The 12,916-nt window shown below is 63.6% G+C and carries 15 protein-coding genes; 9 read left to right on the forward strand and 6 right to left on the reverse strand.

The features are described 5' to 3' along the window. Nucleotides 1–112 precede the first annotated feature (112 nt). Both AC0L21_RS16545 and AC0L21_RS16550 read right to left on the reverse strand, forming a co-directional pair. On the reverse strand, nt 113–937 hold the full coding sequence (locus tag AC0L21_RS16545) for an aspartate dehydrogenase (RefSeq protein ID WP_473262888.1): 825 nt from the start codon (nt 935–937) through the stop codon (nt 113–115). Between the two features lie 37 nt (nt 938–974). Next, nucleotides 975–1,892 carry a LysR substrate-binding domain-containing protein gene (locus AC0L21_RS16550; protein WP_473262889.1) on the reverse strand — a complete coding sequence of 306 codons (918 nt, stop codon included), beginning with the start codon at nt 1,890–1,892 and terminating at the stop codon, nt 975–977. A gap of 153 nt (nt 1,893–2,045) precedes the next feature. Here AC0L21_RS16550 and AC0L21_RS16555 point away from each other — a divergent pair, with 153 nt between their 5' ends. The 6 genes from AC0L21_RS16555 to AC0L21_RS16580 all read left to right on the forward strand — a co-directional run bounded on the left by AC0L21_RS16555 (nt 2,046) and on the right by AC0L21_RS16580 (nt 6,103). Beyond that, nucleotides 2,046–3,344, forward strand: a complete 1,299-nt coding sequence (locus tag AC0L21_RS16555) for an MFS transporter (protein ID WP_473262890.1) — start codon at nt 2,046–2,048, stop codon at nt 3,342–3,344. A gap of 21 nt (nt 3,345–3,365) precedes the next feature. After that, nucleotides 3,366–4,439, forward strand: a complete 1,074-nt coding sequence (locus AC0L21_RS16560; protein ID WP_473262891.1) for a tartrate dehydrogenase — start codon at nt 3,366–3,368, stop codon at nt 4,437–4,439. A gap of 233 nt (nt 4,440–4,672) precedes the next feature. Then, nucleotides 4,673–5,128, forward strand: coding sequence for a small heat shock protein HspD (gene hspD, locus AC0L21_RS16565; protein WP_473262892.1), 456 nt, complete (start codon nt 4,673–4,675; stop codon nt 5,126–5,128). A 116-nt stretch (nt 5,129–5,244) separates the two neighbouring features. Next, complete coding sequence (locus AC0L21_RS16570; RefSeq protein WP_473262893.1) at nt 5,245–5,562, forward strand: hypothetical protein; 318 nt, start codon at nt 5,245–5,247, stop codon at nt 5,560–5,562. 26 nt (nt 5,563–5,588) lie between these two features. Beyond that, complete coding sequence (locus AC0L21_RS16575; protein ID WP_473262894.1) at nt 5,589–5,828, forward strand: hypothetical protein; 240 nt, start codon at nt 5,589–5,591, stop codon at nt 5,826–5,828. Continuing rightward, entirely contained in the window at nt 5,825–6,103 is a 279-nt protein-coding gene (locus AC0L21_RS16580) for a hypothetical protein (protein ID WP_473262895.1), read from the forward strand. The genes AC0L21_RS16575 and AC0L21_RS16580 overlap by 4 nt, the downstream gene beginning before the upstream one ends. A gap of 66 nt (nt 6,104–6,169) precedes the next feature. On the opposite strand, the gene AC0L21_RS16585 is transcribed toward AC0L21_RS16580, so the two are convergent. Further along, nucleotides 6,170–7,102, reverse strand: coding sequence for a LysM peptidoglycan-binding domain-containing protein (locus tag AC0L21_RS16585; RefSeq protein WP_473262896.1), 933 nt, complete (start codon nt 7,100–7,102; stop codon nt 6,170–6,172). 128 nt (nt 7,103–7,230) lie between these two features. After that, nucleotides 7,231–7,848: a CGNR zinc finger domain-containing protein gene (locus AC0L21_RS16590; RefSeq protein ID WP_473262897.1), complete on the reverse strand. Its 618-nt coding sequence runs from the start codon at nt 7,846–7,848 to the stop codon at nt 7,231–7,233. Between the two features lie 127 nt (nt 7,849–7,975). Between AC0L21_RS16590 and AC0L21_RS16595 the strand changes: the two genes are divergently transcribed. Next, the gene (locus AC0L21_RS16595) at nt 7,976–8,827 is read left to right on the forward strand and encodes an alpha/beta fold hydrolase (protein WP_473262899.1); all 852 of its coding nucleotides are present in this window, start codon (nt 7,976–7,978) and stop codon (nt 8,825–8,827) included. A gap of 22 nt (nt 8,828–8,849) precedes the next feature. Here AC0L21_RS16595 and AC0L21_RS16600 read toward each other — a convergent pair whose 3' ends face one another. Both AC0L21_RS16600 and AC0L21_RS16605 read right to left on the reverse strand, forming a co-directional pair. Beyond that, the gene (locus AC0L21_RS16600) at nt 8,850–9,839 is read right to left on the reverse strand and encodes a zinc-binding metallopeptidase family protein (protein ID WP_473262900.1); all 990 of its coding nucleotides are present in this window, start codon (nt 9,837–9,839) and stop codon (nt 8,850–8,852) included. A 402-nt stretch (nt 9,840–10,241) separates the two neighbouring features. After that, nucleotides 10,242–10,955 carry a hypothetical protein gene (locus AC0L21_RS16605; RefSeq protein ID WP_473262901.1) on the reverse strand — a complete coding sequence of 238 codons (714 nt, stop codon included), beginning with the start codon at nt 10,953–10,955 and terminating at the stop codon, nt 10,242–10,244. A 278-nt stretch (nt 10,956–11,233) separates the two neighbouring features. Here AC0L21_RS16605 and AC0L21_RS16610 point away from each other — a divergent pair, with 278 nt between their 5' ends. Both AC0L21_RS16610 and AC0L21_RS16615 read left to right on the forward strand, forming a co-directional pair. Beyond that, nucleotides 11,234–12,157 carry an ABC transporter ATP-binding protein gene (locus AC0L21_RS16610; RefSeq protein WP_473262902.1) on the forward strand — a complete coding sequence of 308 codons (924 nt, stop codon included), beginning with the start codon at nt 11,234–11,236 and terminating at the stop codon, nt 12,155–12,157. Continuing rightward, complete coding sequence (locus AC0L21_RS16615) at nt 12,154–12,915, forward strand: ABC transporter permease (RefSeq protein ID WP_473262903.1); 762 nt, start codon at nt 12,154–12,156, stop codon at nt 12,913–12,915. Before AC0L21_RS16610 ends, AC0L21_RS16615 begins: the two co-directional genes overlap by 4 nt. The last annotated feature ends 1 nt before the right edge of the window (nt 12,916 follow it).

The raw sequence follows: 12,916 nt of genomic DNA on the forward strand, positions 1-12,916 counted from the left end.
GGGGCGTAACCCTGACGAAGGTGCGTTCCCTCCCCCCTTGTGGGGGAGGGAACGGAGAGAGCGATGCTGTTGGTCGAACTTGACTCGACCTCAACTCGTCACGCTTTGAAACTCACGTCCCAACACTGAGCGTGGCGCGCTGCTTGCGGAGCAGCGCGATCACCGACAGGGCCGTGATCAATCCGGTCTTGGGATTTTCGGACGGGATATTCTCGATAGACATCGAGAAACGCGCCGAATCCGCCTCGACCTCGATGCGATGAACATTGCGCGTGACGGTCGGGTCGGCCCAGATTTGCACCTGGGTGCGATCCGGCCCGACGCCCGCGAGCGACAGCGCGACCGCAACGTTGAGATTGGCCGGAAAGCCTTTCGCAGCCTCCCGCGCGGTGCCCTCGAACAGCTTGAGCGGCTCGCGCAGATTGTCGATATCGATGTTGTTCTGGACGATGAACGGCGCGCCCTTCAATCCGTCAATCGGCTTGCGCGTGACCATCTTCACCGAATGAATGGTGCCGATCGCAGCCGCGTTGACGGCGTCGAGCCCAATCAGCGCGCCGGTCGGCACGAGGATACGGCCGCCATTGGCGCGGGCGAGATCGACAAGATCGAAATTGTCGAGCAGCCCGCCGACGCTGACAACGACCGCGGCCTTGCCGCGTTTCACTGCGGGCTCGACGATCGCACGCAGTTGGCTGCTCGGCGCGCATTCGACGACGATGTCGGCGACGTCGCCGAGCTGGTCGAGCGGCAGTACGGATGGCGGACGACGCAGGCTGCCGAGCAATTTCTGATGCTTTGCGGGGTCGCGCACCGCCACGGCCGAGAGCGTCAATCCCTCGATGCCCTCATCGAGCGCGGTCGCTATCTTGGTACCGATCGAGCCGAGCCCCGCGATGGCGACCCGCAGTTCGTTCGAAGCTTGCCGTTCAGTCATCGCATTACCCCTCTCGCCCAGCCGATGTCATAGCGCCTCAGGCGCCGCGCGCATAGCTGCGCAAGCGCGTCTCGAGCACGGACAGCATCGCGTCACGGGCCGGATCACGCGAGCCGCGCAGCCATGCGGCAGCGAGCGGCAGCCGGCCGACGGGTCCGATCTGCTTTGGCCGCAGCGGCACGAAGCACACGCCTGATACCGCCATTCGCGTGGACCAGCGCGGCACGATCGCGACCCCGAGCCTGGTTGCGACGAGATTGATGATGGTCTGCTTCTCGTCGGCGACCTGCACGATGCGTGGCGTGAGGCCTGCCTGCTCGAACAGTCTTATCGTGAGGTCGTGGCTGTGCGGCCGCGAGCGGCGGTCCGGCACCAGCATCGCTTCGCCGGCGATCTCCACCAGCGTGATCGACTTGCGTTTGGCCAGCGCGTGGCGCTGCGGGAAGGCCACGATGGCTGTCTCCTGCAGCAGATCGCGGAATTCGAGCCGCTTGTCCCGCTGAGCCGGCGGACGCACGAAGGCGAGATCGAGCGCGCCGGTCAGGATCTTCGGCAGCAGCCGGACGGTCTTCTCCTCCAGAAGCTGCACCGCGATATCAGGGTGCTTTGCGCGGAAGTCGCGGAGCAATGCCGGTAACAGCCCCGCCGCGGCACTGTCGATGGCGCCGACCCGGAGTTTTCGAGCAGCCCCTGCACGCGAGCGATTGCGCAGATTGGTCTCGACCGCCTCGACGCGGGCGAGAATGGCACGGGCATCGCGCAGCAGCGTCGCGCCGTCTTCCGTCAGCGACACCGCCCGCGTCGTCCGCGCGAACAGCCGCGTGTCCAGATCTTGCTCCAGCAGCTTGATCTGGCGGCCGAGCGCGGAGGGCATCATCTGGAGATGCTGCGCCGCGCGGCCGAAATGCAACTGCTCGGCCGCCGCCACGAAGCATCGCAACTGATGCAATTCCATTCGCTGTCCTCTGATCCTGTGACGGGATTATATCATTTTTTTGTATAAACCAGCGCCGATTGAGTCCCCCAGCCGCTCCCGCCTAGCTTGGCCTTCGAAGTGGACCTTCAGGGTCCGCCGTCACAACGAATACCGGGAATTAGGGAGGCTGGGATGGCGAGCGAGATTCAGACGCGCGTGCTGCGCAAGATCACATGGCGCATCGTTCCCTTCATTATGCTGCTCTACTTCGTGGCCTTCATCGACCGCGTCAATATCGGCTTCGCCTCGCTGACGATGAACAAGGACATCGGCCTGTCGCCGACCGTCTACGGCTTTGGCGCCGGCATCTTCTTCTGGGGCTACTTCCTGTTTGAGGTGCCCTCCAACATCATTCTGCACAAGGTCGGCGCGCGGATCTGGATTGCGCGGGTGATGATCACCTGGGGCATCGTGTCGGCCGCGATGGCCTTCGTGCAGGGCCCGAACAGCTTCTACGTGCTGCGCTTCCTGCTCGGCGTCGCCGAGGCCGGGTTCTTTCCCGGCATTATCCTCTATCTCTCCTATTGGTTCCCGGCACGCCAGCGTGCCGCGGTGACTGCGCTGTTCATGGCGGCGGCGCCGCTCTCGACCGTGCTGGGATCGCCAGTCTCGGGCGCGCTTTTGGAGATGGACGGAATGCTCGGCTTCAAGGGCTGGCAATGGCTGTTCGTGCTGGAGGCGCTGCCGGCGGTGCTGCTGGGATTCATGGTGCTGGCATTCCTCACGGACCGGCCGGAGAAAGCAAAATGGCTCGCGGATGACGAGCGGCGCTGGCTGGTCGAGACCATGAACGTGGAGACCACCAGCAAGGCTGCGACCTCGAAGCACAGCATCTGGCGCGGGCTCGCCGATCCGCGGGTGCTGGCGCTGGCGCTGATCTATTTCGGCACCTCGGCCGGCCTCTACACGCTCGGCGTCTGGGCGCCGCAGATCATCAAGCAGTTCGGCTTGTCCTCGCTCCAGGTCGGATTCCTCAACGCGCTGCCGGCGAGCGCCGCCGTCGTCGCCATGGTGCTGTGGGCGCGCCATTCGGATCGCACCGGCGAGCGCACCTGGCACGTCGTTCTGGCCTGCCTGCTCGCGGCGGCGGGGCTCGCCTTTGCCGGACTTGCGACCGGCGTCGTGACCGTGCTGATCGCGCTGGCGCTCGTCAACATCGGCATCTCCTCGGCGAAGCCACCGCTGTGGAGCATGCCGACGCTGTTCCTCTCCGGCCCTGCTGCGGCGGCGGGAATCGCCACGATCAACTCGATCGGCAATCTCGGCGGCTTTGTCGGTCCCGCCATGATCGGCTGGATCAAGGACCAGACCGGCAGTTTCGTCGGCGGACTCTACTTCGTTGCCGGCCTGCTGGTTCTCTCCGCGGTCCTGACCCTGCTATTGTCACGCGTGAAGACCGCGCCCGTCGAACCCGTCACACAATCCCATTGATATCTGAAACGGAGCACTCCCATGCGTACCCATTCGATTGCAGCGATCCCCGCCGACGGCATCGGCCCCGAGGTCATCTCCGCGGGCGTTCGCGTGCTGGAGGCGCTGGCCAAACGCAGCGGCGACCTCGCCTTCAACATCAAGACCTTCGACTGGGGTTCGGACTATTACAAGAAGCACGGCGTCATGATGCCGGCCCACGGCCTCGCGGAGCTCAAGAAGTTCGACGCGATCTATTTCGGCGCGGTCGGTGCGCCCGACGTGCCCGACCACATCACGCTGTGGGGCCTGCGCCTGCCGATCTGCCAGGGCTTTGACCAATACGCCAATGTGCGGCCGACCAAGATCTTGCCGGGCGTCGCCTCGCCGCTGCGCAATGTCGGCGTCGGCGACCTCGACTGGGTGATCGTGCGCGAGAATTCGGAGGGCGAATATGCCGGCATGGGCGGCCGCGCCCACAGGGGTCTCCCGGAAGAGGTCGGCACAGAGGTCGCGGTGTTCACCCGCGTCGGCGTGACGCGGATCATGCGCTATGCGTTCGAGCTCGCGCGGTCGCGTCCGCGCAAGTTCCTGACCGTGGTGACCAAGTCGAACGCGCAGCGCCATGGCATGGTGATGTGGGACGAGATTGCCGCCGAGGTCGCGGTCGAATTCCCTGATGTGACCTGGGACAAGATGCTGGTCGACGCCATGACGGTGCGCATGACGCTGCATCCGAAGAGCCTCGACACCATCGTCGCGACCAATTTGCACGCCGACATCCTCTCCGACCTCGCCGGCGCGTTGGCGGGAAGCCTCGGCGTGGCGCCGACCGGCAATATCGATCCGCAGCGCCGCTTCCCCTCGATGTTCGAGCCGATCCACGGCTCGGCCTTCGACATCACCGGCAAGGGCATTGCCAACCCGGTCGCGACGTTCTGGACCGGCGCGCAGATGCTCGAGCATCTGGGCGAGAAGGATGCCGCGGTGCGGTTGATGGCGGCGGTGGAGAAAGTATGTGCAGCCGGCGTGCTGACACCCGACGTCGGCGGCACGGCGACGACGAAGGACGTGACGGATGCCGTGATCGAGGCAATCCACGGATCGAACGTCTAGTCCGAGCTGCGTCTCCTCCCTCCCCCATTCTTGCGGGGAGAGGGTTGGAGCCGGAGGCGCCAGGGATTCCAAAAAATTTTGGAGCCCCTCTTGAAACCAGAACGGGCTTTTTTTATTTTTCCGCTGCCGCCGAGAGGTGGTGTTCCCGACGCCTGGTGGGTCGGGAAGCTGAGACGGGCACCGGTCGTGTCCGGTGTCGTTCGTATCCATTTTGCTCCTTGGAGGATCTGGCTATGCGCACTTACGACTTCTCTCCCTTGTGGCGTTCGACCGTTGGCTTCGACCGCCTTTTCGACCTCGTTGAAACGGCACAGCGTGCCGGCGAGGACAACTATCCCCCCTACAACATCGAACGTCTCGGCGAGGATCGCTACCAGATTTCGCTTGCGATTGCGGGCTTTGCACCCAACGAGGTCGCGGTGACGGCCGAGCAGAACGCGGTGACCGTCGAGGGAAACAAGCCGGACAGGACCGAACGCGAATATCTCTACCGGGGCATTTCCGCACGGCCGTTCAAGCGGCAGTTTAACCTGGCCGATTATGTTCAGGTGCACAGCGCCTCGTTCGAGAACGGCCTGCTCAAGATCGAACTGGTCCGGGAAATCCCTGAAGCCATGAAGCCGCGGCGAATTGCCATCAATGCCGCGCCGTCCGGCAACGTGCATCAACTCGAGGGCAAAGCCGCCTGAATTCGGTCTGTCGGAGACCTGGTGATCCCGCCCGATGGTCGGGCGGGATCGACCATGGCCTTCGACTGCGTACCCGAATGCAAGTCAGAGGTTTAGAGAAAGGAGGAGGACCTCTCATGCTCGATCATGTCGACAACATCATCGATCTGAACGCGATACTGCACCCTGGCTCTGTCTATGATCATCCCCGCGACGTCATAGCCGATCCAACTCTGTCGATCCGCGAGAAGCGCGCGATCCTCGCGTCCTGGGCTTCGGACGCAGCCAGTGTCGCCTCGAGTCCGGCACTGCGGGAGATGCCCGGCTCGGGCAAAACCGTCACCATCGACGAAATTCTGGAAGCGCTCGCGAGCCTCGACCACCATCCGAAGGGACCTCCGGGCGGCAAGCCGGTCCGCACACGATCGGTCGAGCGAACCGGCCTCGCAGCGTAGGCAACGACAGCTCGACGGGGATTACGATGATGGTTGATGAAGAGCTGGCCTTGTTGCGCGGCCACCGCAGCAACATCAGCCGCTATCAGCGGTTGCTCAAGACCGAGCTGACCGAGTTCGAACGGCGGTTCATCGAGAGACGTGTGTCCGAGGAGCGCTCGGCGATCGAGAAGCTCGCTGTGTCTGCCTTTCCGCTCACCCTTCAGGCTCCGAACGGCGCGATGGGGAACGCAACCACGCGCCTGACGGCAAGCAGCCACGGGTGATCGACATGCCCGAACACCTCCCGACCTTCGAAGTGTTCCTGAAGAAATGCGGTCGAAGGACATGGCGGTGGCGTGTCTGCACGACGGAAGGACGCCTGGTCATGCACGGCTTCGAAAATGGCCGACCCGCCGCAAAATATGCGGCTGAAAGGGCATTGTTTCTGATGCTTCTCGCCGCGCCCTATCGCCCGGCGGGCCGGGCTTCCGCCACGGCGCGCTCCTCCCTGGCGACATCAGCATCAAGATGGCTGCCGCGACACAAGATGCGTGAATGACAGGGGCCGCGTGGGATGGTGCCTGGCATCAGCCAAGCCCATCCCGGCCATCTCCGTTGCTGACGCTTACCGCCGTCCGGGCGGTGGGGTCGCCATGGCGGCTGTCGGGTCGGGCGGCGTCAGGTGGCGCGGGACGATGATGGACTGGCCGGGGGTAAGCGTCGCGTTCTCCGGCAGCGAGTTGCTCTGGGCGAGCGACCACAGCGGCACGCGATTGGCTGCCGCGATGCTCTCCATGGTGTCGCCGCGGCGCACCGGTAGCCGCACGCCACTGTCCCACAATTCGACGAGCGTATTCGCCGGCACGAGATAACGCAGGGGCACGGCATCGACCTGCGTCTGGGGCGGGATGCGCGGCAACTGCGCGACCATGTCGACGATCTGACGGTGGATGTCGTCGGACTTCTCGATGTTGATGTGGCTGACCCGCGCGTTCTCCTTCAAATCATAGCTCGCATAGTGACCGCGATAACCCGGCACAGCGACCACGTTGCCGCCGCCAAGAACGCTGTCGGAGAGGTAGATGTTGATGAAGCGCTCGACATTGAGCGGCACGTCGCCGGTCGCATGCGCGGGATCGATGGTGATGACGAGGCTGATCGGGATGTTCTCCTTGGCCGCCATCTCCGAGATGACGATCGAGCAAAGCCCGCCCATCGAATGCCCGATCAGCACGATCGGCGCCGGCGTTTCCTTGTAGCTGGAGATGGCACGATCGCCGATCCATCGGCAGATGGTGAATTCATAGACGTTGGCCGAAAAGCCGGCCTGCGTCAGCTTCTCTTCGAGCCGGTCCATGCCGGTGGAGAAGAACGGCCCCATGGCGCCACGGAACAAGTAAATCTTCGGCGGCGGCAATGGCTCGAACGGTGGGGGCGGCGGCGCGGCGGGTGCGGCCGCGGCGGGCTTCGTCTTGGCAGGTGAGGCAACGGCCGTCCCGGTGCTGAAAGCAAGCAGCGCAACGGCTGCCAGCGCGAGAAGTCGCCTCAAATCGATCATCAGTCCAGCAGTCCCACTTCGGGAGGCTGCAGCCTCCCCCAAAGGCGCTTAGTGACGGCCGATTGGGTGGAATTTGGGGCACGGAACCAGGGCTCGATCGCCGCTGATTTGAGCATCTCGACGCCCAATCACTGCATGCTTTTGAGCCTGCTGCGGTGGGCGGCCTGTTTCGCGCGGTTGCCGCAGACCGCCATGATGCACCATCGCCGGGCGCGCCTGCGCGTGTGGTCGGCGAACAGCATGGTGCAGTTGTGGCCCTCGCACGCCTTGACGTTCGAAAAATCCTCGTCGCAGACGAACTTCGCCATGGCTTCGCCAACCGGCAGCAATAGCGCTTCCGGCGATCGCCAGCGCCGCTTCATTCGCAATGCGAGAGCGCCGCCATCGTCATGTCCGGGCTCGATCTGACTGAAGGATTCATCGCGCTCCAGCAGGCTGTTCAACGGACCGAGCTCGCGCAATGCATCTGGCGTGAGCGGCCGGCCCGCATGCTTGCGCACGAACCCCCTGAACCATTCGCGCAAGGCGCGCGCTTGATCCGCGACCTTGTCCAGCTCGTCCGGCGTGGCGCGGGCCGTCAGCGCGTGCAGATCATCCGGCGGCACCAGCTTCGCCTGCGCCAGCCAGTCGATCAGGCCATGACCATCGTTGATCCAGTCCACCGGCGTATCGACCGGTGTCGCCACCGAGTTGAGAAAGTCGAGGCCGAGCGAGTCGGCGATGAACATGGCGGGCGGGCGGTCCATGAGCGGTCCTTGGCCGGTCGGGAGAACATGGACGAAGATAACCAGTTAAAGCGTCATTGACAAGTTACGTAAGCGCGAAGTAACCTCTCAAATAGCTTTTGTACGGTTATATCCAAGGGAGAATGCCATGGCCGCAATTACGTACCGCAGCGCGGATGTCGACGGATTCAAGGTGGCCTATCGCGAGGCCGGCACTGTCGGCGGGCCAAAACTCTTGCTGCTGCACGGCTTCCCGAGCGCAGGCCACATGTTTCGTGACCTCATCCCATTGCTGGCGGGCAGGTTTCATATCGTGGCGCCGGACCTTCCCGGTTTCGGCCAATCCGACATGCCTTCGCGCGAAAGCTTCCGTTTCACGTTCGATAGCATCGCGCGCGTGATCGAACGCTTCACCGAACTGATCGGCTTCGACCGGTTCGCGGTCTACGTTTTCGATTACGGCGCGCCGACTGGTTTCCGGCTTGCGCTCAGTCACCCCGAGCGGATCACGGCGATCATATCGCAGAACGGCAACGCCTATGAGGATGGCCTCAGCGACAACTGGACTCCGCTCAAGACCTATTGGCAGGATCCCTCGCCGGCCAATCGCGACGCGCTCCGCGCGCTCCTCACGCCGGAAGCGACGCGCTGGCAGTACACGCATGGCGTTCCCGATCCGATGACCGTGTCACCGGACGGCCAGAACCTCGACAATTTCTACCTTGCGCGCCCGGGGTCAGACGACGTGCAGCTCGACCTGTTCGGCGACTACAAGAGCAACGTCGCGCTCTACCCCGCCTTCCAGGACTATTTCCGCAAGCACAAGCCGCCGATCCTCGCGGTCTGGGGCAAGAACGATCCGTTCTTCATTCCGCCCGGCGCCGAAGCGTTCAAGCGCGACAATCCGAACGCCGTGGTGCAGTTCTTTGACACCGGTCATTTCGCGCTGGAGACGCACGCGAAGGAGATCGCGGACAGCATTCGTATCTTCCTGACGTAACGGGGGCTGTCCGCCGCGACGTTTACGCCGCCAGGCTCTGCTGATCGCGGAATGCGCTGATCGCCATGTGGACGAGATGCAGCTTGCCTTTGACCGCCGGCGATATGTCGAAGGGATATGCGTCGCTCATCCCGAGCGAGCGGTTGAGTTCGTTGATGCTGCGGGCAAGCGGCATCCACAGTGCCAGGAGTGCCTCGAAGTCGCTCTCGAGATAGGGATCCGTCAGGGTCTGGCGGGCGCGCTCGTCCAGCGCCAACGGCAAACCTGCCAGCGAGTCGAGCGTCGACACGATATGCAGGAAATGCGCGAACGTTTCCGCCCAGTCCTCCCAGGGGTGGGACGTGGCGTACTCGCTGATGAAGCCGCTTCGGTCGTATGAACGATCGGCGCGGCTGTAATAGGAGTTGATCGCGGCCTGATAGTCCTGCGCCTGGTCACCGAAGATCAGCTTGAACGGGGCCTGGAATGTCGTGCCGTCGACGAGCAGGTCCCAATAGAAGTGACCGATCTCGTGCCGGAAATGCCCGAGCAGCGTGCGGTACGGCTCCCGGAATGCAACGCGGCGAGATTCTCGCTCGACATCGTCGGCCTCGGCAAGGTTGAGCGTGATGAGGCCCGAGAGATGCCCCGTCAGGATCGGACTGACCTCGTCCGAGAGAATGTCGAAAGCCAATGCTTCGCCGGTGCGCGATGCGAGCGGAAGCCTGAGGCGGCCGAGATCATAGAGGAGACGGCGCTTGGCTTCCTCCATGCGGCGCCAGAGCATGACGTTTCTGGTGCTGCCGAGGTCTGGAATCGTACGCGTGAGGCGGCACGAGCCGCAATACCAGTCCGCGCCCTCGACAGACCAATTGCAGCCGATGATCTCGCGATTGCGGCAAGCTTGATGGGATGCAAGTTTCGTCATCTCGATGCGCGAGGAATCGAACGCCAGCTCGGTGCTGCAATTCGTGCACGCGACGTGCTCGAACGAGACAGGATGGCGGCATGACGGGCACTGAAAAAACTTCACGTGGACTAGCCCCAGACAGACGGCACGCCGGAAAACCGGCCTGTCAATTAGAGGAACTCTTATCGCTTGCGACCGTCGCTGTTGCCGGCGAGCAGCGCACGCTGCGTTCGGAGCGCGTGCTGCCTCAACAGGCCGGCTCGCTTCGCGCTCAATTGGCTCGATTGAGGCTGCGGCCTTTTCTCAAGGACATTTTCGGAAACAGGTCGACCGGCCCACGCTCGCTCGGGCTGAACCGCCATGGGGCCGACGTTTCGTTTCCTTGTCATGGTGTGACAACACCAGATCGTGTGCCGAGTTCCCTTCCTTCGACCGGCAGGTGATCGAGTTTGGCTCTGCAGATACGACAATGCCGCCGTCGGCATGACGGCGGCATTGTCAATTCAGCGGCTTGCGGCGAAGGGGTTAATTCCGGGGAGCCGTTGCCGCCGCCGAGCGGGCGGACCTGGGCGCGCCGGGTTCGGCAACGGGAGCAGGTGCGCGCGAGCGCATGATTGCGGCGTCGATCTCGGCAATCACGCGGCGCTGGATCGCCTCGTTCTTGTCGATCGAGATGTGGCCGACGCCGGAGCCGCGGACGTCGACATTGTCGAGCTTGCCGCGAAAACCGTCCGCGCGCTTCACCGGCTCGCCGGGGCCGTCGCCGATATAGATGTTGATGTAGCGCTCCGCGCCGGTCGACAGCTTGGTCTTGAACACGGAGTCGAGCCCGATCGCGAGTTTCACGGGCACGCCGAGACGGTTGAGCTTGGCGATCATGTCCGGCAGCGCGGTCGCGCCGGAGGAGTGCCCGACCAGCACGATGGTCTTGAGCCGGCCGGCCTTGTAGGCGGTTGCGGCCTCATCGGCGAGCGAGGACCAGGACACGAAATTCGCGACGGTCACCGGGATGCCCTGCGCCTGGAGCCGGGCGCCGATCGTGTCGAGCCCGAGCGAGAAGATGTTGAGCACGCCGCGGAGCAGATAGACATGCGTGGTCGCGACCGCAGCCTGGCTCGGCGCCGCCTTGGCGGTGGTCGGGCTGATGGCAACAGCTGACAGCAGGAGCAGGCCCATCGCCCACGCACGGAGGGCGGACAACTGGCTGGCGCCAGCGGTGTGACGGCCGTTCGGTGTCATCGATCTTTTCCCTGGGAATATGCTTCGGCCGGAATCGTAGCCATGGCCTGCTCGCAGACGCAACAAAGAGCCGCGTGAACGACGATCTTAGCAGCAAGCCGTGACCATCGCGCAACACTTGCCCGAAACCTGCCACGGAAGGGCCTGTTTTGAGGCCATTCTTCTCCAGCTAATTGCAGCCGCGCGAGGCCCTTCCTATCTCAGGGCTCCGCTGACCCGCCCCTCACGGCTGGTTCCAGCCCCCCTCCCAGCCTTATCCCCTCAGACTTGCGGCCATCATGTCCTCCATCATTTCCGTCGCCAGTTTGTCGAAGACCTATGGGTCCGGCTTCAAGGCGCTCAAGAACGTCAATCTCGACATCAAGCGCGGCGAAATCTTCGCGTTGCTCGGCCCCAACGGGGCCGGCAAGACCACGCTGATCTCGATCATCTGCGGCATCGCCAATCCGAGCGAAGGCAAGGTCCTCGTCGGCGGCGAGAACATCCAGACCTCCTATCGCAAGGCGCGCTCGCTGATCGGGCTGGTGCCGCAGGAATTGCACACGGACGCTTTCGAGAGCGTGTGGGCGACGGTGAGCTTCTCCCGCGGGCTGTTCGGCAAGCCGAAGAACCCCGATCATATCGAGAAGGTGCTGAAGGACCTCTCGCTGTGGGACAAGAAGGACAGTAAGATCATCACGCTCTCCGGCGGCATGAAGCGCCGCGTGATGATCGCCAAAGCGCTGTCGCACGAGCCGCAGATCCTGTTCCTGGACGAGCCGACCGCCGGCGTCGACGTCGAGCTGCGCAAGGGCATGTGGGAGGTGGTGCGCACGCTCCAGCAATCCGGCGTCACCATCATCCTGACCACGCATTACATCGAGGAAGCCGAGGAGATGGCCGACCGCATCGGCGTCATCAACAAGGGCGAGATCGTGCTGGTGGAGGACAAGGCCACTTTGATGCAGAAGCTCGGCAAGAAGCGGCTGACGCTGCATCTGCAGGCCAAGCTCGATGCGCTGCCGGAGAGCCTCAGGCATTACGAGCTCGACCTCTGCGACGGCGGCGCGACCCTGGTCTACGACTACGACACCAAGGGCGAGCGCACCGGCATCACCAGTCTGCTCGGCGACCTCCGCACCGCCGGCATCCGCTTCAACGATCTCGACACGACGCAATCGTCGCTCGAGGACATCTTCGTCGATCTCGTGAGGGCGTCATGAACTACCGGGCTGTCCGCGCCATCTATCTGTTCGAAATGGCGCGCACCTGGCGCACGCTGCTGCAAAGCATCGTCTCGCCGGTGGTCTCGACCTCGCTGTATTTCGTGGTGTTCGGCGCCGCGATCGGCTCGCGCATCAGCCAGGTCGAGGGCGTCAGCTACGGCACCTTCATCGTGCCGGGCCTGATCATGCTCTCGGTACTGACGCAGAGCATCGCCAACGCCTCGTTCGGCATCTACTTCCCGAAATTCACCGGCACGATCTACGAGATCCTGTCGGCGCCGATCTCCTATTTCGAGATCGTGCTCGGCTATGTCGGCGCGGCCGCGACCAAATCGATCATCCTCGGCCTGATCATCCTCGCCACCGCCGGACTGTTCGTGCCGCTGCACATCCATCATCCGGTCTGGATGCTGGCCTTCCTGGTGTTGACGGCGGTAACGTTCAGCCTGTTCGGCTTCATCATCGGCATCTGGGCCGACGGGTTCGAAAAGCTGCAGATGATCCCGATGCTGGTGGTGACGCCGCTGACCTTCCTCGGCGGCAGCTTCTATTCCATCGACATGCTGCCGCCCGCCTGGCGCACGGTGGCGCTGCTCAATCCGGTCGTCTATCTGATCTCCGGCTTCCGCTGGAGCTTCTACGAGATCGCGGACGTCAGCGTGGCCGTCAGCATCGGCATGACGACGGCATTCCTGGTGATCTGTCTGGTCGTGATCTGGTGGATTTTCCGCACGGGGTATCGGTTGAAGAACTGAT

It is taken from the genome of Bradyrhizobium sp. WSM4873 (assembly GCF_055811355.1).

What these genes read in the sequence shown, in the direction of transcription:
- AC0L21_RS16595 (WP_473262899.1), top strand. Translation starts at nt 7,976, where the DNA reads ATGGCCGCAATTACGTACCGCAGCGCGGATGTCGACGGATTCAAGGTG.
- hspD (WP_473262892.1), top strand. Translation starts at nt 4,673, where the DNA reads ATGCGCACTTACGACTTCTCTCCCTTGTGGCGTTCGACCGTTGGCTTC.
- AC0L21_RS16585 (WP_473262896.1), bottom strand. Translation starts at nt 7,102, where the DNA reads ATGATCGATTTGAGGCGACTTCTCGCGCTGGCAGCCGTTGCGCTGCTT.
- AC0L21_RS16550 (WP_473262889.1), bottom strand. Translation starts at nt 1,892, where the DNA reads ATGGAATTGCATCAGTTGCGATGCTTCGTGGCGGCGGCCGAGCAGTTG.
- AC0L21_RS16590 (WP_473262897.1), bottom strand. Translation starts at nt 7,848, where the DNA reads ATGGACCGCCCGCCCGCCATGTTCATCGCCGACTCGCTCGGCCTCGAC.
- AC0L21_RS16555 (WP_473262890.1), top strand. Translation starts at nt 2,046, where the DNA reads ATGGCGAGCGAGATTCAGACGCGCGTGCTGCGCAAGATCACATGGCGC.
- AC0L21_RS16570 (WP_473262893.1), top strand. Translation starts at nt 5,245, where the DNA reads ATGCTCGATCATGTCGACAACATCATCGATCTGAACGCGATACTGCAC.
- AC0L21_RS16575 (WP_473262894.1), top strand. Translation starts at nt 5,589, where the DNA reads ATGATGGTTGATGAAGAGCTGGCCTTGTTGCGCGGCCACCGCAGCAAC.
- AC0L21_RS16615 (WP_473262903.1), top strand. Translation starts at nt 12,154, where the DNA reads ATGAACTACCGGGCTGTCCGCGCCATCTATCTGTTCGAAATGGCGCGC.
- AC0L21_RS16560 (WP_473262891.1), top strand. Translation starts at nt 3,366, where the DNA reads ATGCGTACCCATTCGATTGCAGCGATCCCCGCCGACGGCATCGGCCCC.
- AC0L21_RS16605 (WP_473262901.1), bottom strand. Translation starts at nt 10,955, where the DNA reads ATGACACCGAACGGCCGTCACACCGCTGGCGCCAGCCAGTTGTCCGCC.
- AC0L21_RS16545 (WP_473262888.1), bottom strand. Translation starts at nt 937, where the DNA reads ATGACTGAACGGCAAGCTTCGAACGAACTGCGGGTCGCCATCGCGGGG.
- AC0L21_RS16610 (WP_473262902.1), top strand. Translation starts at nt 11,234, where the DNA reads ATGTCCTCCATCATTTCCGTCGCCAGTTTGTCGAAGACCTATGGGTCC.